Source organism: Flavobacterium johnsoniae (assembly GCF_001879205.1).
In the GTDB taxonomy this organism is placed as follows: domain Bacteria; phylum Bacteroidota; class Bacteroidia; order Flavobacteriales; family Flavobacteriaceae; genus Flavobacterium; species Flavobacterium johnsoniae_A.
Genome location: NZ_MLFK01000005.1, coordinates 345,283 through 368,449, shown reverse-complemented (window position 1 = coordinate 368,449; position 23,167 = coordinate 345,283). Strand labels below are relative to the sequence as shown.

The window sequence follows — 23,167 nt, the reverse complement described above, 5'->3', positions numbered from 1 at the left end:
TGTTTCATGTTTTTTTAGTTTCAAGTTACAAACTATATTTGTAAGTTTTAACTTAAAAAAAATATGGCGACAATTAATAGATTTGAGGATTTAGAAATTTGGAAAGAGGCTCGACGATTAGCAAAAGAAGTTCATCTTATTGCAGTTCATACCGATTTAAGATTCGATATCAGGTTTAAAAATCAAATTAAAGATTCTTCGGGTTCAGTATTGGATAACATTGCAGAAGGATTTGAAAGAGATGGAAATTTAGAATTTCGACAATTCTTATCAATTGCAAAAGGCTCAGCCGGAGAAACAAGATCTCAATTATATCGGGTTTTTGATTTTGAATATATTTCAGAAGAAAAATTCGAAGTTTTAAAAAAGGACTATGAAAATTTAAGTGGTAAAATAAAAAACTTTATCACTTACCTAAATAAAAAAGATTTCAAAGGAAATAAGTTTCAGTAAAAAAACATGAAACATTAAACCTGAAACATGGATTCAAAGGAATTAAGTTTCAACAGGCAACCTGAAACTTGAAACCTGAAACACCGAAGGAAACAAAAGAACAATGGATTTAAAAGAAAAATTAGTATCGTCTTTTATGGCTTTTGAAGAGCGTGTAGATGTGCATTCAGATTTACATGACATACGTACAAATGCTATAAAAAACTTCGAAAATAAAGGTTTCCCAACCAAAAAAGAAGAAGCTTGGAAATACACATCGCTAAACGCCATCTTAAAAAATGACTTTACGGTTTTTCCTAAGCAGGAAAATGCAATCGAATTTAATCAGGTAAAAAAATACTTTTTACACGAAATTGACACTTATAAATTAGTTTTTATAGATGGTGTTTTCAGTTCGCATTTATCTTCTACAACACACGACGGAATCGATGTTTGCTTGATGTCATCGGCATTGACCAAACCAAAATATAAAATGATTATTGATACTTACTTCAATCAAATTGCAAGTAAAGATGACAGCTTAACTTCATTGAACACTGCTTTTGCAAGTGAAGGTGCTTTTATCAATATCCCAAAGAAAAAAGTCGCTGATAAACCAATTGAGATTATGTTTTTCTCAACAGGGAACGAATCGGCTTTAATGGTTCAGCCAAGAAATTTGGTTATTGTGGGTGAAAATTCACATGTTCAAATTATCGAGCGCCACCAAAGTTTGAATGAAAATCCAGTTTTAACAAACTCTGTTACTGAGATTTTTGCTCAAAAACGTGCGATTGTTGATTATTACAAAATTCAAAACGATAATAGCGAAGCTAACTTAGTTGATAACACTTATGTATCACAACAACAAGAAAGCCACGCTTCAGTTCATACTTTTTCATTTGGAGGAAATCTGACACGTAACAACTTAAACTTTTACCATTTTGGAGAAAGATTGACAAGTACGCTTAACGGAATTTCTATCTTAAATGATAAGCAGCACGTTGACCACTATACTTTGGTAAATCACGCAACGCCTAACTGCGAAAGTTTCCAGGATTATAAAGGAATTTTCTCTGATCGCTCAACAGGAGTTTTCAATGGAAAAGTTTTGGTAGAAAAAGAAGCTCAAAAAACAAATGCTTTCCAAAAAAGCAACAACATTTTATTGAGTGACAAAGCAACCATCAACGCAAAACCACAATTAGAGATTTTTGCTGATGATGTAAAATGTTCTCACGGTTGTACAGTTGGACAATTGGATGAAACAGCTATGTTCTACATGCAGTCTCGTGGTATTCCTCAAAAAGAAGCTAAAGCTTTATTGATGTACGCATTCTCAAATGCCGTTATCGAAAGCATCAAAATACCAGAATTAAAACAAAGAATTACTAAAATCATTGCCATGAAATTGGGCGTGAATTTAGGATTTGATTTGTAATAGCTTAACCGCAAGGTTCGCTAAGATTTACGCAAAGTTCGCAAAGTTTATTATAAGCTTTGCGAACTTTGCGGTTTTATACCTTGCGGTCTTTGCGGTTACATTTTATTTCCCAACAGCTGCAATTACCTCCTTCAAAAACCCATTAAAGTCAAAACTTTTATCACCTTCTCTCACTCCCATTCTCACAATTACCATATCCAGAGATGGAATAATCGCTACCATCTGCCCCTGATAACCGCTGCAATAAAACATATCTCGAGGAACGTCTGGGAATTTCCCTCCCGCGTTTAACCAAAACTGTGCTCCGTATTTACCCTCAGAAGTATTAGTTGGTTTTGCAGTATATTTTACCCAGCTTTCGTCAAGGATTTGTTCGCCGTTCCAGTTTCCTTTTCTTAGATATAATAATCCAAATTTTGACCAGTCACGCGGTGTTGCCCATCCGTACGAAGAGCCAACAAAAGTTCCTGACATATCTTGTTCAACAATCATCGAATTCATCCCAATTTTGTCGATTACGGCGCTATACCAAAAATCAAGATATTCTTGCTGCGTTTTAAATTGTCTTCTTAAAATCAGGGACAATAAATTAGTTGTTCCAGATGAATAATTCCAATGTGTATTGGGTTTAAATTGAGCCGGTTTATCCATTTGCACTTTTCCCATATCTTCCGCCTGAAAAAGCATTTTAGTAGCATCGCAGATTGTACTGTAATTCTCTTCCCATTCTAAACCAGAATTCATGTGAAGCAAATCGTTAAGCGTAATATTTTTGCGTTCATCATTTTTCCATTCGGCAACTGGAGCAGGTTTATTAATATCGATTTTACCTTGTTTTGCCAAAACACCAAAAGCCGAACTTGTAATGCTTTTCGTCATTGACCAACCTAAAATTTTACTGTCTTTATTAAACCCTGTATCATATTTCTCAGCAATTAATTTGTCTTTATATAAAACTACAACAGCACGGGTTCTTTTTGTTCCTCCACTAGGTTTATCAAATGCATTATCAACGGCTTTTTTCAATTTCGAGTAATCAACATCTGCAAACAAAGTATCTTTTGGCTCATTATTTCCGTAAGGAAAGGGAAGATTATTTGCCAATTTTGTTCTCTTTGGAAGTAAATAAGGTTTTGAAACATCAAAATCATCATTAATCAAAGTTGCGCCTAAACCTTCACGGTAGATTGCTTTTCGTTCTTTCAATCCGTAAACAGTGGCTGTTGCAAATTTTCCTGCATCATCAATTGAATTTTTAGCCAAATCTATCATTTTGATATCATTGTCTGTTTTTTCGATTAAATCCAATGTACGATTATCTATAAAATGGCCGGATGCTACACTTTTTGCCGAAAAGCCAGAAATCAAATCAAGCTTTGGATATGTTGTAAATCCGAAATATAAAAAAGCAAGAACCAAAACGAGTAAAAGTACTTTAAGGAATTTTTTCATGACGATTAAAGTTATTTTTATTGCAATATAAATAATTTATGTTCACGTTTTTAGAACTCAAATTATAAATATGATTCGGATTATTCAGAAAACTCAACCGATTTTTACAAAATCAGCATTTGCGCCTTGTAACAATGATGCCATAAAAGGAAATTATAGAATTGCTGTATAAACAAATTTAGTTTTAGTACTTTTGTAAATAGATTTTTTCTAAATAAGACATGCTAGATATTCAAAAAATAAGAGCTGATTTTCCAATACTTTCACAAACTGTAAACGGAAAACCTTTAGTATATTTCGACAATGGTGCTACTTCTCAAAAACCACAAGTTGTGATTGATGCCGAAGTAAAATATTATCAGGAAATTAACGCCAACATTCACCGCGGCGTTCACACTTTAAGCCAATTAGCCACTGATGCTTACGAGGTTTCTCGCGGCAAAGTCAAAGAACATATAAATGCAAAATTCGCGCACGAAGTACTTTTTACTTCGGGAACTACGCATGGAATCAATTTAGTAACAAACGGCTTTGCTTCTATCTTAAAACCGGACGATGAAGTAATTGTTTCGTCTCTGGAACATCACAGTAACATTGTGCCTTGGCAGATGTTATGCGAAAAAACAGGAGCAGTTTTAAAAGTAATTCCGATCAATGAAAATGGTGAATTAATCATCGAAGCTTTTGATGCACTGCTTTCAGAAAAAACAAAAGTGGTTACGGTTAATCATATTTCAAATGCACTCGGAATTATTAATCCGATAAAATATATTATTGATAAAGCGCACAGTTTTGGCGCTGCAGTTTTGATAGACGGTGCTCAGGCAGTTCCGCATTTAAAACCAGATGTTCAGGAATTAGACTGTGATTTTTATGCTTTTTCAGGTCATAAAATGTGCGGCCCAACCGGAACCGGAATTTTATATGGAAAAGAAGAATGGCTGAATAAACTTCCTCCATATCAGGGTGGCGGTGAAATGATCAAAGAAGTTACTTTCGAAAAAACAACTTACGCAGATCTTCCTCATAAGTTTGAAGCCGGAACACCAAATATTGCGGGCGGCATCGTTCTTGGAACTGCAATTGACTATTTAAATAATATTGGTTTTGATAACATTCAGGAATATGAACATGAACTTTTAGAATACGCAACAAAGCGTTTATCTGAAATTGAAGGTTTAAGAATCTATGGAACCGGAAAAAATAAAGCATCGGTAATTTCGTTTAATATTGATGGAATTCATCCTTATGATGTTGGTTCTATTATAGATAAATTAGGAATTGCAGTTAGAACCGGACATCATTGCGCACAGCCTATTATGAATTTCTTCTGTATTCCGGGAACGATTCGAGCTTCTTTTTCTTTTTATAATACAAAAGAAGAAATTGACCAAATGGTTGATTCTGTTAAAAAAGCACAAATAATGCTAAGCTAAAAAAAATCTTATGAGAATATTGTCTTTATTAATTTTGACCATCGTAATTGGAACTGGCTGTTCAAGCCAAAAAAAAGCAGATATGACTACCGCTCAAATTGAATATTCTGCGATGTCAAGAGGATATTTCAAGAAGATTGTGGTTCAAAATCAAACCGTTTCCGTTACCAATGGAAGAGATCAACAGCCGGTTGAAAGCAAAATTGATAATGCAAAATGGAATAAGATTACTGCCGAATTTTCTAAACTAAATTTAGACAGTCTTTCGGCCTTAAAAGCACCAACAGAAAAACGTTTTCACGATGGTGCCGCTATAGGTAATTTAAAAATAACCCAAAATCAAAAAACATACGAAACTGCAGGTTTCGACAATGGTTTCCCTCCAAAGGAAATAGAAAAGCTGGTAAATTTACTGGTTGATTTTGCTAAAGAATAATTATGACAATAAAAGAAATACAAAACGAAATAATAGACGAATTTTCGATGTTCGACGACTGGATGCAGCGTTATGAATACATTATCGAACTGGGAAAAAGTCTTCCGTTAATTAAAGAAGAATACAAAACCGACGAAAATTTAATTAAAGGATGCCAGTCAAAAGTTTGGCTGCAAGGCGAACAAAAGGACGATAAAATTGTTTTTACAGCTGATAGTGACGCTATTTTGACTAAAGGTATAATTGCTATTTTAATTCGTGCTTTCTCTAATCAAAAAGCTTCAGACATTATCAATGCTGACACCGAATTTATTGATGAAATCGGCCTAAAAGAACATTTATCAGCAACACGTGCTAATGGTTTGGTTTCGATGATTAAAAACATCAAAATGTACGCTTTGGCTTTTGATGCTAAAAACAAAAATTAGATTTTTTTACCATATAAGTTACATAAGAAAATTGAAGTTTTACGCTTAAATTAATTATCTCGATAAGCAGAAGAAGTGTAAGTCTTCTGTTTAAATGAACTTATAAAATTTATATGATAAAAAAACACATAAAGTAGGTTTTATCCTTCATTTTATATTTCTTATTATTGTAAAAAAAACTAATGATAACAAAGAAATATTTAACTGATTTAATTTATCAAGTTAACGGAGCGGCAATTGAAGTTCATAAAAGTATTGGAGCAGGACTTATAGAAAGTATTTATCATCAGTGTATGATTAAAGAATTATCTTTAAGAGGAATTCATTTTCAATCAGAACTCAAAATACCTGTTGAATATAAAGGTTTGGAATTACGGTCAGATTTAAGATGTGATTTGTTTATTGAGAACTGTTTGGTTTTGGAATTGAAAGCAGTGGATCAAATTATACCAATTCATATTGCAAAACTTATGTCTTATATGAAACTGTTAAAATCTCCAATAGGATTAATGATAAATTTCAATGTTACCAACATTTATCATGAAGGTCAAAAAACATACGTCAACGAGTTATATCGCTGGCTAGATGATTAAAAAAAAATAAAAATATCATCTGTACTTATATACGTCCAGTTTTAAATGAACTTATATAACTTATATGGTGAAAAAATAAAAAAAATGGAACAAGAAATAGACACAAACGAATTAGGAGAATCAATCGTAAAAGTTTTAAAAGGGATTTACGATCCTGAGATTCCTGTAGATATTTACGAATTAGGATTAATTTATGACGTAATGGTAAACACAGATTACGAAGTAAAAATCCTGATGACACTTACCTCTCCAAACTGCCCTGTTGCAGAAAGTTTACCAAGAGAAGTAGAAGAAAAAGTAAAAACAATCGAAAACATTAAAGATGTAGAAGTTGAAATTACTTTTGATCCGCCTTGGAGCAAAGATTTAATGAGCGAAGAAGCAAAATTAGAATTAGGAATGCTTTAAAAAAGTATACAGTTTACAGTCTCAGTCACAGTGCTCAACTGCGACTGAAAGCTGTGACTGAAAACTAGTAAAAATGGAAGAAATTATCAATAAAGTTGCCAATAGTGCTTTAGAAGTTTTTGATCTTGAGGATTATTATCCAAAAGGAATGCGTGTGCAAATTGACATTTCGCAATGGCTTTTGGAAGGATTTTTATTGAAAGAAAAAGACTTTAGAGAACATCTTAAAAATCATGACTGGTCGCAATATCAAGATCAGTATGTTGCTGTACACTGTAGTACAGATGCGATAGTTCCGGCGTGGGCACTAATTTTAGTGAGTGTTCATTTAGCTCCTTATGCAAAAAAAGTAGTCAACGGAAATATCGAAGATCTTGACTCCAGCTTATACGAAGAAATACTGAGCAGAATAGACTATTCTGTTTACAAAAACAAACCTGTTATTGTAAAAGGCTGTTCAAGAAAACCAGTTCCCATGCGTGCTTATATTTTAGCAGCTAATTATTTACAACCTTTTGCACGAAGCATAATGTATGGTGAAGCATGTTCTGCAGTACCTTTATACAAAGAATCTAAGAAATAACCTGCAATTACATTAATTATCATTTAGTTTTCAATTGGTTTTTAGTATATTTGATAATACACTTAAACTAAATAATCATGAGAAAGCTGGCGTTTTTACTATGCATTGTGGCGAACTTCACTTTTGTTCAGGCACAAAATTCAGAAAAAGAACTAGTTCAAAACACAGAGAAAGCCGTAAAAAAAATCAATGACACTATTGAGAAAGAAGGCTGGAAAGCAAAAGGTACAGTATCACTTTTATTAAATCAATCAAGTTTTAATAACTGGATTGCAGGGGGAGAAGATAGTTTTTCCGGAACTTTAGGAATAAACTACGACTTCAATTATAAAAAAGATGATCTAACCTGGGATAATAAAATCCTTGCTTCTTATGGTCTTCTGCAAACTAAAAATACAGATTTTGGCAAGAAGACAGATGACCGTCTAGAGTTTAACTCAATAGTTGGAAAAAGAGCTTTTGGCGAATGGTACTACTCCTTCTTTTTAAACTTTAGAACTCAGTTTACAACGGGTTATATTTATGGTCAGGATGCTAATGGTAAAGAAATTAGAACTGAGCAAACTAAATTTATGTCACCTGGATATCTTACTACTGGACCTGGTATTTACTGGTCTAAAGATGAAAACTTGAAAATAAACTTTGCCCCTCTAACTTCAAAATTCACTTTTGTAGATAATGCCTATACAAGCGGAATTGATAGATTTACAGGCCTTCCTTATGTAGATGGCGATTATTTTGGAGTTGACGAAGGCAAAACCATGCGATATGAGCTGGGTTTTTATGCTTCTGTTTACTATAAATTGGCCATCATGACCAATGTAACGGCAGAGAACACACTGAATTTATATTCTAATTATCTGGAAGATCCTCAAAATGTAGATATCAATTATTCTTTGAATATCATTATGAAAGTAAACAAATTCCTATCGGCGAATTTAGCCTTCCAGGCCATTTATGACGATAATGCTTTTAGAGGCCTTCAAACCAGAGAAGTATTTGGTTTAGGAGTTAATTTTGGGTTTTAATTTCAAATTGAAAACTGTTTAATTTTACCGCAAAGAGCACTAAGATTGTATTAAATACATCTTAAAACACAAAGTTCGCAGAGCTATAAAGATTTAGCTTTGCGAACTTTGTGTTTAATAAAAACCTGTTATATAAAAATCTCCGTTTTCTTTGCGGTAAATTTTAAATTAGTCCTGCTCCTCTTCCTTTTCAATGGCGTCCTTATAATCCGGATACAAAAACTTATTATATGGGAATCTGGTTATATGAATCTGGCGTACTGCCTCATAAACCATTTCTCTAAATTCTTCAAAATTTTCTTTTTGCGTAGCCGAAATAAACAAAGCATTATCCTGCCCCACATTACTCATCCAGGTTTGTTTCCATTCTTCCAGAGTATAATGTTTTCTTGTTTTCTCGGTGATCAAATCATCCTCATCAATTGTTAGGTGTTTGTAAGCATCGATTTTGTTAAAAACCATGATTGTTGGTTTATCATTGCTTTTTATTTCTAACAAAGTCTGATTTACAGATTCAATATGATCTTCAAAATCAGGATGAGAAATATCTACAACATGCAAAAGCAGATCGGCTTCACGAACCTCATCAAGTGTACTTTTAAAAGAATCAACTAATTGTGTAGGCAGTTTTCGGATAAATCCAACCGTATCTGAAAGTAAAAACGGAAGGTTTTTGATCACGACTTTTCGAACCGTTGTGTCCAAAGTAGCGAACAATTTATTTTCAACAAAAACATCACTTTTACCAATTGCATTCATCAAAGTCGATTTTCCAACGTTGGTATAACCAACCAGCGCAACACGAACCATTGCGCCTCGATTACTTCGCTGAATACTCATTTGTTTATCGATCGTTTTGATTTTTTCTTTCAATAACGAAATTCGGTCACGTACAATACGTCTATCTGTTTCTATCTCTGTTTCACCAGGACCACGCATACCAATTCCTCCTTTTTGACGCTCAAGGTGTGTCCATAAACCGGAAAGTCTTGGTAATAAATATTGACATTGTGCCAGTTCTACCTGTGTTCTTGCATAAGAAGTTTCGGCTCTTTGCGCAAAAATATCCAGAATCAAATTGGTTCTGTCCAGAATTTTGCAGTCTATAATTCTTGAAATATTTTTTTGTTGTGACGGTGTTAGTTCATCATCAAAAATAACAGTCGATATTCCGTTTTCTTTTACAAAAAGATTGATTTCGTCTATTTTTCCCGTACCTACAAAGGTCTTAGGATTTGGACGTTCCATTTTTTGCGAAAAGCGTTTAATAACTTCACCTCCAGCGGTAAAAGTCAAAAACTCTAATTCGTCTAAATATTCGTTAAGTTTTTCCTCACTTTGATTTTGAGTTACAATACCAACAATGGCTGTCTTTTCAAAATTTATAACTTCTTTCTCTAACATATCTTAAAATAAGCTACAAATTTAATCATTTGTAAACTACTACAATTATAGAATTACGATTTTAAATTCTATTTAAAAAAATAAGCCATTTACAATCTTAATGACAAGATTAATAAATGGCTTACAGTTTTATCTAAAAAAGATTATTCGTAAATAAACGTTTTTTCTGTTTTAACGATTCCGTTTTCTTCAATCTGCGAGCAAGAAATCGGGAAGTTTAATTTGTTATACTTGAATTTTCTGCTTACTGCAACCAAAGCTGAAGATGAAGGACTGAAATTCATTTCATTATTATACGAAATCGACTCAAAGCTAAATTCTTCTTCATGGTACGAAATCATAGGAACAATTACTTTATAATTATCACCAAAAAGACTCTGAACAATTAACTGGTCTACAGATTTTTTATCGTCATAAGTAAATGATTTTGAAATTTTATCTCCCACTAATCCTTTATGTCTAGAGACATTATCGTTTACATAAACATATTCTAGTTTTCCTATAATTGCTTTGTTTCTGTCGCGCGAAGTACGTCTTACAATGATTCCGTTTTCAACAAGATATTCAATATCATCAACTAAATTCTGGTGATTCGTACTCTTTTTCGTTGTTACTTTTATCCTCGCTCCTTCATAAACAAATGACACCACTTTGGTAATGTAATTTGGACCTTCCTGATATTTTTTTACAAATTTGGTAATATTGTTATCAGCGTCATACGTGTAATTTACTACCTCTTTCCAGTCGCTTCCTACTTTATCTTTTACGGTCATATCCAATAATCCGTTTTTGTTGTAGAAAAAGTGCTGCACAACATCAGATGTTGTAATAGTTTGAAGTTTACCATCTTTAAAAACCATTGTTTTATTAACAATTTCTCCGTCTTTAGAATTTTGGTAATTTGTTTTTACAATGTTGATCTGCTTTAATCTAACGTTGTCCTGACTGTGTATCAAGAATGGAAACACCATCATTAAGATGGCAATAAAGTAGGTTTTCATGTTGTTTTTGTATTGATTTGGGATGACCAAAATACAAAATTCTGTCAAATTTTAACAGTTTTAACATGAAAAAAGAAACTTCATTACAATATTCATTTAAAGATCAACAGTTTATCTTAATTAAAAGATTTTACCCTTTTACTTCTCTCCAAAAATCTTAATATCGTCAACCATAAAAGCACCATTTAGCGTTTTATCTTTTCCTGAACCAACATAGCGAAAGGCAATATTTATATTTCCGGAATAGGCCGATAAATCAATTCCTCCAGAGCTCATAAACTCTCGCGAAGGTGAAGATAACGTTGGAACTTTAGCTTCAAGTCTTATCCATTTTGCTTTTGTTACACTAGAGCCGTCAAAGTTGGCAGAAACATAAACTTCAAGCGTATTAAGAGGCGAATCGACTTTTAAATCATGCTGTGCACTTCTAAATGAAAGCACTGCATTTTTATAACCCGTCAAATTAATTTTAGGCGAAACCAGCCATGCAATATTTTCGGCAGCTGTAGTGCTTGTGGTATTAAACTCGGCGTAACCGTTTCCTGCATAAACCATACTTTTCCATATTTTGGAAGCTTTTTCAACAATATTACTCCAGCCCGGAAGTGCAAAATTGACATTGTTTTTAACCGACTGAAAATCCTCGGCAAAAAACGGAACATTTCTTTTTCCGTTCATTAAAACATCCCTTTCAGATCGCACCATCAGTTGATAATCTGTACCAAATTTGGTTAAAATCCCTCTTACTTTTCCACTTCCTTCCGGTACAACATGATCTGCAAATTTTGCATAACTACTTGTTCTAAAAATAATTTGATTTCCGGTTTTATCGCGTAAATTCCAGTTTGTAGAACCTCCCACATTATTTGATTCTTCAAAATAATGACGCCCAATTGCTGCTTCTGTAAATTCAACATCGTTCAATTCGATCAGCGTATTGAGCCTGCTGTCTGTAAGTGCTTCTTCTATTGAAAGAGATTTGACCAATTGATCTTCATCAATAATAGTGCAGGAAGCGTTTAAAACACTTTTATATTCATTTGGAGAAATTCTGCCAATAGTCGGATCACCGGCGTTACTAACATATAAACTTCCAATTCTTAATCCGCCATAATATAAATCTGTGAATTGATTTTTAAGTTTTACATACACCTTATTTCCCAAACGATAATCAATATAGGTATTTGATGCATCAACAGGAACACTAAAACCAATTGCCGGTGTGTTTGGAGCCGTCTTAGTCTGAAATGAAATGGTCTTAAAAAAATTTCCGTCTTCATCGCTGGAAACCACATACGCTTCAATTATATCATCGTACAAATATTGTTTAGCCGTAGTACCAGAAAGTTCATGAATTTTTTCTACACTTTTATTTACAATAAAATCAGGTTGATTACAAGCTAATTTTGGTGTTTCGATTTCGTTGCTGCAACTGCAAATCAATAATAATGATGAAACTAAAAGAGAGTTTAAAACTATATTTTTCATGAGAAATAAATTTTCGATTTATAAACCGATTGTAAGATTTAAGAAATAAGTTCTTCCGTAACCGTAATAATATTTAGGCCCAAATGATGGTGTTCCGCTTGAAACATCTTGATTTAGGGCTCTAAAATTTGCATTTCTGGCTTGTTCAAAACCGCCGGTTTTATATACTAAGCCCAGAACATTATTTACGCTGGCAAAGAGACCAACATATTTTTTATAAATGCGCCACGACTTTCCACCGTTAATATTTAATAAGGTTACAGGATCAAATTTTTCTTGTTTCAATAATTCAATTCCTTTCCCGGCATCTGCTTCAGGATAAGGAAATCCATTTACCGGATTAATATAAAATTGAGATGTTCTGGAAATTGGCGAAACATCGATATAATTATCAGTCAGATAATTAATATTGGCTCCAAGCCACAAATATTTCGGATCACGATATTCCAGTCCAAACGAAAAAGCATTTTGCGGCGTTCCCGGCTGTTTGTAATTTTTGAGGTAAGCCTTACCAAAATCAAAAGTAGTATGCGCATCATCCTTTGCTGCATTGGCGTCATTTGTAATCGAAACATTTGGATTGCTGCTATAAATATGATTTCCATAAGCCGCACTTAAAGTTGTTTTCAATGTAGACGAAATTTGATATTCAAAACTCAATTCTGCACCTGTGTTTTTCTTATCCAATTTTGTTAAAGTCTGGCTTACAAAAGCATTTGTTGCACTGTAACCTCCCGTTTTATCAAAAATTCCCTCGGCATAGAAAAAAGAGGTTTTCGATGTGTTTTTAATTAAAGCATAATAAGCTGTTAACCGCAATTTAATTTTTGGCGAACGATAGGCATAATTGGCTTCGGCACTGCTGCTGTTTTCATTTTCAATTCCGTTTACGATATTGTTATTTAAACGCGAATTCGAAAATGTATTTCGAAGTGAAGGCGCTCTCGTTAAATGTGCTCCATTAAAAAAGAGCCATTGTTTTCCTGAGATTTTATAAGTAAATCCGCCTTTGAAACCAAAATTTTCAAAGTTCACTTTCTCGCTTTTTCCTAAAGAAGTTGTGGGATAAATTCCATTTTGATACAATCCTTCTCTTTGATAATTTGATATTGAATAAGACTGAGCCAAATAAAATTCCGTTTTATTATACGAGAATTTAAACTGCGTAAAAGCATCGATCGTACTGGCTAAAAAATTATAATTATAGCCATAAATATCTCCTTTTACCACCAATCTGTCTGGATTTTGTAAATCTGACTGTGAGAGATCGCCTTTATAAAACGGATCGATATCTTCAAAATATTTTCCGCCCAAAAGATCTAATAAGTACTGAAAATTATGTGATTTTAAATTGCGGTAAGTAATTCCTCCATCAAAAGAAATGTTTGGCGTTATCTGCGTATTGAGGTTAGAATTTACGGCAAAAGTCTTATCGTCTGTTCTGTCTTCGTATAAAACATAATGACTTTGCGCCGGTTCATAACCATTTTGACCGGGTTTTTGATTTGCCAAATACATAGCATCCCAATCAAGTTGAGAATTAGCCAGAAATGCAACCCTGCTTTTCTGTGCATTTTCATAATCCGGAGTAAATTCTCCTGAAAACTCACCTTGGTCTTTTTCATAAAGTGAACTAAAATAACTCGGCATTTTTTTATAATAAACAGGATCCGGACTGTCAGCATTTTGATAATCGATAGAACTATTACCTACTTTTCCAAATTGATACATCACACTCGAATTGAGATTTGTCTTTTCATCAATTTTAAAATAATGATTGAGCATGAACAAAGGTTCTTCTACCGTTTTTACTCTGGCATTTCGTTTTTGACCGTTTTGAAAACCACAGTACGAATTGTATTTCTCGTCCATTAAATCAGTGACTTCATTAGTGTTTGGAGAATTTTTACCCCGGGAATTTGGTGTATAAAATCCGGTAAAATTTAAGGAATGCCTGCTGTTTAATTTCTTTTCGACACTTAAAAAGAAAGAATCGGCGTTGAAATTTGTCCCTTCAAAATAACCTTCATCAGCCCATCTTTTTCCGGCAGAAACTACGTAAGCCCAGCCGTCAGCATTCATCCCTGATGCATACGTTCCTATTGTGCGCCATGTGTAGGTTGTATTACTTCCTGAAAATGTGAGAGAACCTCCTTTTCTGTACAAAGAGGCACGGGTAAAGATTTGCTGTGTTCCTAAAATGCCTCCAAAAGTATAATTTGATGCTGCGGTTCCAACTGAAAAATCCTGATTACGAAGTACATTATTTAAGCCGCCCCAATTGCTCCATTGCGGTCTGCCATCGTATATTTTATTCATTGACATTCCGTTCAGCATCATGGTTCCGTTTTCGCTGTCTAAACCCCGAATCCTAAATCGGGCCTGACCCCAATTAAATGCCGAAGCCTGCATGAAAGCATCTTTTGAGGATTGCAACAGCCCGGAAGTCATTTCAGAAGAGCTGTTATCATCAGATAAATCACTATCTAACAATGTGATCAATGCTGCCGGAACTTCATCTGAAAAAGTGTTTTCTAATTGCAGCACACCAAGATTTACCTGCTGCCCAAAATTTGAATGAACTTTCAATAGTAAATCTTTGTATCCCTGACTACGAATTAAAAGCAATTGTTCGCCATCGATGGCAGAATGTAATTCGAATTTTCCTTTGTTGGAAGTAAGTTCTGTATGAGAAGAATTTTGAATATTGACTACAACATTCTCAAGCGGATTTTGTGTTTTGGATTCTATTACAGTTCCTGTAAAAACTGTTTCCTGAGCAAATGCAAAACTAAAAGACCATAAAATAAAAAAGACTGTGTATTTGTTAACCATTAAAATTCCAATTTACTTTGAAAATTGTTTTCGGATATTAATCCTATTCAAAAGATAAAATTGGTTTTTGGAAAAGAGTCTTATTAACGAGACAAACATCTCAACGTTCAAATGTATATAAAAAACATTTTAAAAAGAAATAAATTCTTACAAAAAAAATACAATGTTAAAATATAAAAATCAATGCAAATCTGTTTGATTCATTTAAATTGCGGTCAAAAATTTAGTCTGTAGTTCTAATTTTAGATACCATAAAAGCGATTAAAACCCCAAAGATTCCGATAAAAGCAAAAGAAAACTGAAGTCCAAAGTTTTGAGCGATATGTCCAATTACAGGCGGCCCCATTAAGAATCCTAAGAAACTTACACTTGAAACTATCGTTAAGGCCTCTCCCGGTGGTACAGTTGGATTTTTTCCCGCCATACTGTAGACCGTTGGAACAATAGTGGCAACTCCTAAACCAACAGCCATAAAAGCAATTGTACACGGAATAATATAAGGAAGAAAAACGGCCGTAAATAGTCCGGCAGAAATCATAACACCGCTGATTTGCATAACGCGTTCGCGGCCAAATTTATTAATCATTCCGTCTCCTAAAAATCTTCCTCCGGCCATCATGATCATAAACGATGTATAACCTAAAATCACCAAAGGCCCTGGTGCCTGTACGATATCTTTAAAGTAAACACCGCTCCAGTCAAACATTACTCCTTCGCTGGCCATACTGCAAAATCCAATTACACCAAGCCAGATCAAGGCACTGTCTGGTTTTGTAAATATTTTTTTCTTTTCGGTTTTATGTTTAATTTTTTCTTTGGCTCTCACCAAAAATTTAAAATTAAAAGCAACCATTAACAATACCACAACTCCCACGATTAAAAAATGATGCAAGGGTGATAAATTTAAAGCCAGCATTCCCAGACCTACCAATGCGCCTGTAAATCCTGCGAAACTCCACATTCCGTGAAAAGAAGACATTATCGTTTTTTTGAAAAGCACTTCTGTATAAACTCCCTGGGTGTTTACCGCAATATTGGCCAGATTTCCAAATATTCCAAACAAAAACAAACCTAATGATAACTGCAGTGCTGTTGTTGCCAAACCTAAATTTGCCAGACTCAAAACATACATTATTAAAGAGAATATTAAAACACGATGACTTCCAAATTTGGTCACCATTTTTCCTGAAAACGGCATGATAATTAATTGTCCCATTGGCAGGGCAAAAAGTATAGAACCCAAGTCGCCTTCGGTTAAATGTAAAGCTGTTTTGATATCCGGAATACGGCTTGCCCAGGTTGCAAAACTCAAACCCATTCCAAAATAAAACATTCCGACAGCAAAACGAATTCGGTTCAAATACGAAGCTTTTGCTTCTCTAAAAACTTTCTTGATTTTTCCTTTTGTCTGAAAAAGTTGTAATGGATTGAAATTTATCAAAATCTATGCTTTTTGGGATTATAATATAAAAGTACAAAAAACCTTCGTATTTACTTAAAGGTACAAATTGTTCATTTATTTACAACGTTATTTGTTTATAAATTGTGTTGTTTGAGCCCTGTTTTTTATGGATTTGCCCACAAATTTTACAGTTTATATTGTTTTGCCTTGATTCTTTTCTTCCTAATAATACATAAAAAAGACGCACTATTGTGCGTCTCTACAAGTATATTTTGACTAATTTTTTTTCACAGTATTAAAACTGGTTTAATCCGTTCAATTTGCAGACAATACTATAAATTAATTACAGTACGCTGCGCATTACTTGCAATTGCAGCATCGATAATCTGCATTACTTTAACGCCATCCTGAGCGGTAACCGGTTCTGTAATGTTATTTGTAATTGAATTGTAAACACCGTCAAAAAAAGAAAAGTAATTTCCTTGAAGTGTCGGCACTTTTTCTCGGATTACTTTTCCATCGATTTCTGTATGAAGTATTCCTTTCAGCTCTTCAGATTCTGTTCCCCAGGATTCTAAATTTGGTTTTTTGCCAATCTTTAATTCATCTTCCTGAACATCTCCGCGGGGTTTTAAGAAAGAACCTTTTTTTCCGTGAATGGTATAGGCAGGATTAGCTTCTCTTACAAAAAAACCTGCTTTTAAACGAACTCTGAAATCTTTATAAATCAGCAATAAATCGATCCAGTCATCAACTAATGAATTTTCTCTTGTAATTCTGATATCTGCAAAAACAGAATTTGGAGAACCAAATAAACAAACCGCCTGATCGATAATATGCGGCCCTAAATCCTTTAAGACTCCTGCACCATCATTTGCTGTTTCTTTATGTGCTTTTGGACTCAATAATGGGTTATATCTGTCGAAATGAAATTCGGCTTCTACTAAATCTCCCAAAACTCCATCGTTAATTATTTTTTGAATGGTTTTGAAATCACTGTCCCATCTTCTGTTTTGAAAAACGGCTAATTTTAATCCTTTTTCTTCTGCTATTTTCGCCAGTTCTTGTGCCTCTGCCGTTGTGGTTGTAAACGCTTTTTCCACCACAGCGTGTTTCCCTGCCAGCAATACTTTTTTGGCATATTCATAATGCGTTCCAACAGGTGTATTTACGATAACTAAATCTACATCATCTGCCAATAATTCGTCAATTGAAGGGTAACTTTTTACATATGGATAGTCTTCCTGAATGAGTTTTTTGCTTCTTTCCCAAGAACCTAATAATTCAAACCCCGGATGAATATCTAAAAATGGAGCATGAAAAACTTTTCCCGACATTCCGTATGATAATAGTGCTGTTTTTATTTTTTGCATTTGAGTTTGGTATTTAGTTTTTTGCCACAGATCTCACAGATTAAAATGATTTTTCTTTCGCCATTAATCATTTCTGGAAATTAGTGTAATTCTTAATGGTATTTTTTTAATATGTGAAACTGTGGCTAATATATTATTTAATTTTAGCGCGTTCGTATTGTTTTGGCCATTGAATATCGTCATTTAATTCTTTGGCGAAATCTAAAGGCAAGTTAGGATTTCTAAGCGATTCTCTTGCAAATAAAATTAAATCAGCCTGATTGTTATTCAAAATTTCTTCGGCTTGTCTGGCTTCAGTAATTAAACCAACAGCTCCCGTTAAAATATTCGCTTCTTTTTTTATTTTTTCTGCAAAAGGAACCTGATACCCCGGACCAATTGCAATTTTTTGATGGGAAACTAATCCTCCAGAAGAAACATCGATTAAATCTACTCCTTTCTCTTTTAATATTTTGGAAAGCTTTACAGATTCTTCCGGGTTCCATCCGCCGTCTGCCCAGTCTGTTGCCGAAATTCTAACAAATAAGGGCAAATCAGAAGGCCATTCTGACTGAACTGCATCAAGAATTTCTAATGTAAAACGAATTCGGTTTTCAAAACTTCCTCCATATTCATCGGTTCTTGTATTGGTTAATGGCGATAAAAACTGATGCAGCAAATAGCCATGTGCACCATGAATTTCGACAACTTTATATCCTGCTTCTATGGCTCTTTTTGTTGCTGCCTTAAAATCGGCAATCACCTTTTGGATTCCGTTTTTGTCTAAAGCTTCCGGCAGAAAAGGTTCTCCATCATGATATGGAATCGCACTTGGAGCAACAGTCTGCCATCCGCCTTGAGCGAAATCTAATTTTTTATTTCCCTCCCAAGGAGCCGAAACACTTGCTTTTCTTCCGGCATGTGCCAGCTGGATTCCGGGAACAGAATTTTGAGAGACAATAAACTGGTTAATTTGTTTGAGCTTTTCGATGTGTTCATCTTTCCATATCCCTAAATCTACGGGAGAAATCCTTGCTTCCGGAGAAACTGCTGTCGCTTCCTGAATAATTAAGGCGGCGCCTCCTGTGGCACGACTTCCTAAATGAACCAAATGCCAGTCGTTTGCAAATCCGTCAACGGCCGAATACTGGCACATGGGCGAGATTGAAATTCTATTTTTTAAGGTAAGTTTTTTTAAAGTTAGGGGAGAAAATAATATTGAAGCCATATTTGTAACTTTTAATGATTTTGTGCTACCAATTGAATTGACAGCCCTTTTAATAAAGTAAAGTTACACCATCTAGCTAAAACGAGAAATTTAAATGTTTATTAATTAACAAACATTTAAAACCTTATATATTATATTGCACTGTCAAATTAAAATAGAAACGCTACTTTTGTGCGTTAAATACGAACTAAAAATACAAAATGGATATAGTTATCAAACTCTCTCAATTTCTATTGAGTTTATCTTTACTTATTATTCTTCACGAATTAGGACACTTTATTCCTGCAAAATTATTTAAAACAAGAGTTGAAAAATTTTACTTATTTTTTGATGTTAAATATTCGCTGTTAAAAAAGAAAATTGGCGAAACAGAATACGGAATTGGATGGCTGCCGCTTGGAGGTTATGTAAAAATTTCCGGAATGATCGACGAAAGTATGGACAAAGAACAAATGGCTCTGCCGCCACAGCCGTGGGAATTTCGTTCTAAACCAGCTTGGCAGCGTTTAATTATTATGCTGGGCGGTGTTACCGTAAACTTTATTCTCGCTTTTATTATTTATATCGGAATGGCATTTGCTTATGGTGATACTTATGTAGCCAATGCTGATCTAAAAGATGGTGTTTTTATTGAAAATCCTGCCATGATCAACGCTGGTTTTAAGACCGGAGACAAAATAATTTCTATTGATGGAAAAAAAGTAGAGAATTTTGATAATGATATGAACATGAATATCATTATGTCGAAACAAGTTTTGGTAGAAAGAAACGGACAGCAGCAGACGATTACAATTCCTAAAGATTTTGTTGATCAATTATCGAAACATGAAAAAGGATTACTTGTTGGCATCAGAATGCCTTTTGTTGTGGGTAAAGTTTTAGATGACTCAAAAAATACTGCTTTAAAGCCAAAAGATTTATTTGTAAGCCTGAACGGTCAAAAAATAAAATATTATGATGAAGGAAAGGTCATTTTAGAAGCTAATAAAGGAAAAACAATTCCCGCTGTAGTTTTGCGTGATTTAAAAGAGACTCCGGTTAATTTAAATATTTCTAAAGATGGAAAACTAGGCGTTGGTGTTGGAGGTTTAGATATTAAATCTTTAGAAAAATTAGGCTACTATAAAGTAAGCACAAAAGAATATGGTTTCTTCGAATCTATTCCGGTTGGACTTGAAAAAGGAAAAGATCAATTAGTAGGTTACGGAAAACAATTAAAAATGATTTTTAATCCAGAAACTAAAGCCTATAAACAAGTGGGTGGTTTTGCTGCGATTTACAACATTTTCCCAAGTTTTTGGAGCTGGGAAACATTTTGGTCAATCACCGCTTTATTGTCGATTATGCTTGGAGTTATGAATTTATTGCCAATTCCGGCACTTGACGGAGGTCATGTGATGTTTTTATTGTATGAAATGATCAGCGGTAAAAAACCGAGCGACAAATTCTTAGAAAACGCCCAAATGGTTGGTTTCGTATTACTTATCACACTGCTTTTGTTTGCTAACGGAAACGATATTTACAAAGCAATTGTAGGCAAGTAAAAATATTTGATAAAAAGTGCAAAAATGTTTTTGAGAAACTAAAAATTCAATTATATTTGCACTCGCTAAAAAGAGCAACAACTTCCTCCTTAGCTCAGTTGGTTAGAGCATCTGACTGTTAATCAGAGGGTCCTTGGTTCGAGCCCAAGAGGGGGAGCAACTTTTTTTAGCAAACATATTTACCTTTAAGGTGATTCCTCCTTAGCTCAGTTGGTTAGAGCATCTGACTGTTAATCAGAGGGTCCTTGGTTCGAGCCCAAGAGGGGGAGCTAAAAAAAAGACGATCAAATGATCGTCTTTTTTTATTTGTACCAGTTCCTGTTTAATATGTCAGCTGAAAGGAGAAATCGCATTAGTTAATCGATAAAGACTGAAGACATACTTTAAAGGTAATTTCTCCTTTCAGTCGGAAGTGACAAAGCTGAGTCTTTTTTAATCAATTTCTCGCTACTTTATTATGCTTCGCTATATTGTTGCCTATATTTTTACTTTCATACAAAAGCATTGCTTCATTTGCTTTATCCATTTGATTAATCGCTTTTAATGATTCAACATACCTAAAATAATAGACTTCTTCTAAATCTGGTTCCAAACTTATTAAATCTGAATAGTATTTTGCTGAAGCTTCGTAATCACTTTCAAAATAATGCTTGTCAGCTACTTTTTTTAGCATATCTATAGATTTGTAGCCTTTATCTAAAACATTAGTATAGGTTTCTATAATATCTACTTTTACGAATTTTTCTGAGTATGCCGGAGCTGCCACCTCAACTTCTACCGGCTGAATAGACTGAGTATTTGTCTCAATTTCTTTTGGCGAAACTGCTCCTGCACGCCGTACTTTTTTCTTTTTGTATATTGGAGTAACGGTTCTGGTATTATTTGGCCCCAAATCGTTTGTATATACCATATCCAGCTTAGAAACTTCGTATTTGGTTGTTCTTTTTCCAAAAGGCATATTGATTACTTCTACAACGAGATAAGAATCAATGACAAGATCTTCGTCTGATTTGTCATCAAACTTTAAAGTTTTTTCTTTGGTGTCACCATCAATAATAGTATAGTTGGTCTGTGCAAAACAACTGAAAGAAAAAATACCGGAAATAATAGTAAAATATGCTGCATACCTTTTCATGATTTTATTATAAAGTTCATACTGCATTAAAAACACCTATAAAGATACTGATTTTGTGTTATTTAACTTTCACTTTAACTGTAAAGTGCCTGGAAAAACGTTTAACTGCAAATTTTATTATTGAAAACAAAAAAAGCGCCGCAATTCAAAAATTGCAGCGCTTTCTTATTTTCTTAAAAACTAACCTAAACTTATACTCCTAATTTCTTAGCAATTTCAGAAGGGATTCCTCCTTTGTTTACCATTAAGGCAGTCGTTTTATATTTTACGAAATTTTTGGTTACGAATAAGAAACCTTTGTAGTCGTTTGTTTCGCCCCAAGAATTTTTTACGATATAATATTCTTTTCCGGTTTGATCTTTTGCAAGACCAATAATGTGCATTCCGTGGTCGTCTGTAGTAGTGTAATTATCAAACGCAGCCTGACGCATTTCCGGAGTAATTTCTGGTTCTGCTTTTGGTCCGTTGAACATATCTGCTTTTTCTTCGGCAGTCATGTCGTCAAATTTCTTTGTTGGAACATAAGCTACACCATTCTTCCAGCTAAAGCTTTTCTCACTTACGTCAGTTGCCCAAGCTACAGTATATCCCTTTTTCAATGCATTGTCAATAACATCAGTCATGTCATTAACTTTTACATTGTAAACCTGATCAAATGACCAGTTGTCCGGTACCATCATTGTTGTTTTTTGGTAGTATGGAGACGTTGTAAATGATGACATTTCGATATACTCATCAGGGTTGATCCCTACTACTTCTTTAGCAAAAGATTGAGGAGTATAATTTTTTCCTTTGTATGTAAAGTTTTCAGGCACTTTTCCTAAATAAGAATCAATAACTGCAGCATACGCTTTCTGCCAGTTTGGTGTTAATTCTCCGTTTGGATTTTTTACAACAGCTGCTAAAACTCCTTCGATAAGAGCTGCCATTTCACCAAATTTATTTTTATCAGTTCCGTAGTTTAATCCTGTGTAAACTTCTCTCGGCACTGTTCCGTATTTTTTATACATATTAATTACATCGTGCAATGCACCACCATCACCTAAAGTAACAGCACCATGCATACGTACGTAATTAATTCCTTTTTCAACATACACGTTTCTTGCTGAATAAATTTGAGACAACTCAACAGGCTGTTTTCCTAAACGAATCATTTCTGATTCTAAGAAAGAGTTTGTCGAATAACTCCAGCAAGTTCCAGATGAACCCTGAGCTTTTACAGATGTTGTTCCTAAGTTTACAACTTCAGTGAATTTGAAGTTCTCTTTACTTTTATCACTCGCGTTTAACTTTAGTGAATTTACTAAAACGTCTTGTGCAAAACAGCTGCTCACACCAACTAAAAAAGCTGAAGCGGCGAAAACTGATTTCATCGTATTTTTATACATAATCAATGATTTAAATAGTTGACTAGTTAGTAGTCTTTATTTTATTTTTGTTACAAAACAATTAAATATTAAAGTATTTGTGCGAAGTATAACTGTTAATTTTTTCTTAATATTACTTATTATCAAAGCATTTATTACAAAAAGCCCCTA

At 33.9% G+C, this 23,167-nt stretch carries 20 protein-coding genes and 2 tRNA genes; 12 read left to right on the top strand and 10 right to left on the bottom strand.

Annotated features, from left to right (window positions below):
- Positions 1-63 precede the first annotated feature (63 nt).
- Both BKM63_RS06885 and sufD read left to right on the top strand, forming a co-directional pair.
- A complete protein-coding gene (locus BKM63_RS06885; protein ID WP_071635881.1) occupies positions 64-453 on the top strand; it encodes a four helix bundle protein in 390 nt (129 codons plus the stop codon).
- A gap of 103 nt (positions 454-556) precedes the next feature.
- Positions 557-1,873 (top strand): Fe-S cluster assembly protein SufD, encoded by a 1,317-nt coding sequence (gene sufD, locus BKM63_RS06880; protein WP_071635880.1) that lies wholly within the window; start codon positions 557-559, stop codon positions 1,871-1,873.
- A gap of 105 nt (positions 1,874-1,978) precedes the next feature.
- Here sufD and BKM63_RS06875 read toward each other — a convergent pair whose 3' ends face one another.
- Positions 1,979-3,328, bottom strand: coding sequence for a serine hydrolase domain-containing protein (locus tag BKM63_RS06875; protein ID WP_071635879.1), 1,350 nt, complete (start codon positions 3,326-3,328; stop codon positions 1,979-1,981).
- Positions 3,329-3,549: 221 nt separating this feature from the next.
- Between BKM63_RS06875 and BKM63_RS06870 the strand changes: the two genes are divergently transcribed.
- From BKM63_RS06870 to BKM63_RS06840, 7 genes are all read left to right on the top strand, one after another.
- Entirely contained in the window at positions 3,550-4,764 is a 1,215-nt protein-coding gene (locus BKM63_RS06870) for an aminotransferase class V-fold PLP-dependent enzyme (RefSeq protein WP_071635878.1), read from the top strand.
- A gap of 10 nt (positions 4,765-4,774) precedes the next feature.
- A complete protein-coding gene (locus BKM63_RS06865; protein WP_071635877.1) occupies positions 4,775-5,200 on the top strand; it encodes a hypothetical protein in 426 nt (141 codons plus the stop codon).
- Positions 5,201-5,202: 2 nt separating this feature from the next.
- Entirely contained in the window at positions 5,203-5,628 is a 426-nt protein-coding gene (locus BKM63_RS06860) for a SufE family protein (protein WP_071635876.1), read from the top strand.
- A gap of 182 nt (positions 5,629-5,810) precedes the next feature.
- Positions 5,811-6,221, top strand: coding sequence for a GxxExxY protein (locus BKM63_RS06855; RefSeq protein ID WP_071635875.1), 411 nt, complete (start codon positions 5,811-5,813; stop codon positions 6,219-6,221).
- An 84-nt stretch (positions 6,222-6,305) separates the two neighbouring features.
- The gene (locus BKM63_RS06850; RefSeq protein ID WP_071636312.1) at positions 6,306-6,629 is read left to right on the top strand and encodes an SUF system Fe-S cluster assembly protein; all 324 of its coding nucleotides are present in this window, start codon (positions 6,306-6,308) and stop codon (positions 6,627-6,629) included.
- A gap of 73 nt (positions 6,630-6,702) precedes the next feature.
- Positions 6,703-7,212, top strand: coding sequence for a DUF2480 family protein (locus tag BKM63_RS06845; protein ID WP_071635874.1), 510 nt, complete (start codon positions 6,703-6,705; stop codon positions 7,210-7,212).
- Between the two features lie 77 nt (positions 7,213-7,289).
- Positions 7,290-8,240 (top strand): DUF3078 domain-containing protein, encoded by a 951-nt coding sequence (locus tag BKM63_RS06840; protein WP_071635873.1) that lies wholly within the window; start codon positions 7,290-7,292, stop codon positions 8,238-8,240.
- A 168-nt stretch (positions 8,241-8,408) separates the two neighbouring features.
- On the opposite strand, the gene hflX is transcribed toward BKM63_RS06840, so the two are convergent.
- From hflX to BKM63_RS06805, 7 genes are all read right to left on the bottom strand, one after another.
- Positions 8,409-9,644 (bottom strand): GTPase HflX, encoded by a 1,236-nt coding sequence (gene hflX, locus BKM63_RS06835; RefSeq protein ID WP_071635872.1) that lies wholly within the window; start codon positions 9,642-9,644, stop codon positions 8,409-8,411.
- Between the two features lie 143 nt (positions 9,645-9,787).
- Positions 9,788-10,645: a hypothetical protein gene (locus BKM63_RS06830; protein ID WP_071635871.1), complete on the bottom strand. Its 858-nt coding sequence runs from the start codon at positions 10,643-10,645 to the stop codon at positions 9,788-9,790.
- A gap of 138 nt (positions 10,646-10,783) precedes the next feature.
- Complete coding sequence (locus BKM63_RS06825) at positions 10,784-12,133, bottom strand: DUF5689 domain-containing protein (protein ID WP_071635870.1); 1,350 nt, start codon at positions 12,131-12,133, stop codon at positions 10,784-10,786.
- Between the two features lie 18 nt (positions 12,134-12,151).
- Positions 12,152-14,968: a carboxypeptidase-like regulatory domain-containing protein gene (locus BKM63_RS06820; RefSeq protein WP_071635869.1), complete on the bottom strand. Its 2,817-nt coding sequence runs from the start codon at positions 14,966-14,968 to the stop codon at positions 12,152-12,154.
- Positions 14,969-15,191: 223 nt separating this feature from the next.
- Positions 15,192-16,409 (bottom strand): MFS transporter, encoded by a 1,218-nt coding sequence (locus BKM63_RS06815; RefSeq protein WP_083572192.1) that lies wholly within the window; start codon positions 16,407-16,409, stop codon positions 15,192-15,194.
- Between the two features lie 293 nt (positions 16,410-16,702).
- Positions 16,703-17,743, bottom strand: a complete 1,041-nt coding sequence (locus BKM63_RS06810) for a Gfo/Idh/MocA family oxidoreductase (protein ID WP_071635868.1) — start codon at positions 17,741-17,743, stop codon at positions 16,703-16,705.
- 133 nt (positions 17,744-17,876) lie between these two features.
- On the bottom strand, positions 17,877-18,950 hold the full coding sequence (locus BKM63_RS06805; protein WP_071635867.1) for an NADH:flavin oxidoreductase/NADH oxidase: 1,074 nt from the start codon (positions 18,948-18,950) through the stop codon (positions 17,877-17,879).
- A 200-nt stretch (positions 18,951-19,150) separates the two neighbouring features.
- Here BKM63_RS06805 and rseP point away from each other — a divergent pair, with 200 nt between their 5' ends.
- The 3 genes from rseP (at position 19,151) to BKM63_RS06790 (ending at position 20,763) form a co-directional block, all read left to right on the top strand.
- Entirely contained in the window at positions 19,151-20,494 is a 1,344-nt protein-coding gene (rseP, locus tag BKM63_RS06800; RefSeq protein ID WP_071635866.1) for an RIP metalloprotease RseP, read from the top strand.
- An 83-nt stretch (positions 20,495-20,577) separates the two neighbouring features.
- Positions 20,578-20,651: transfer RNA gene (locus tag BKM63_RS06795), tRNA-Asn, on the top strand.
- 38 nt (positions 20,652-20,689) lie between these two features.
- Positions 20,690-20,763, top strand: a tRNA-Asn gene (locus BKM63_RS06790).
- Positions 20,764-20,930: 167 nt separating this feature from the next.
- On the opposite strand, the gene BKM63_RS06785 is transcribed toward BKM63_RS06790, so the two are convergent.
- Together BKM63_RS06785 and BKM63_RS06780 are read right to left on the bottom strand one after the other, a co-directional pair.
- Positions 20,931-21,629 (bottom strand): hypothetical protein, encoded by a 699-nt coding sequence (locus BKM63_RS06785; protein ID WP_123907051.1) that lies wholly within the window; start codon positions 21,627-21,629, stop codon positions 20,931-20,933.
- 191 nt (positions 21,630-21,820) lie between these two features.
- Positions 21,821-23,017 carry an aminopeptidase C gene (locus tag BKM63_RS06780; RefSeq protein ID WP_071635864.1) on the bottom strand — a complete coding sequence of 399 codons (1,197 nt, stop codon included), beginning with the start codon at positions 23,015-23,017 and terminating at the stop codon, positions 21,821-21,823.
- Positions 23,018-23,167: the final 150 nt, after the last annotated feature.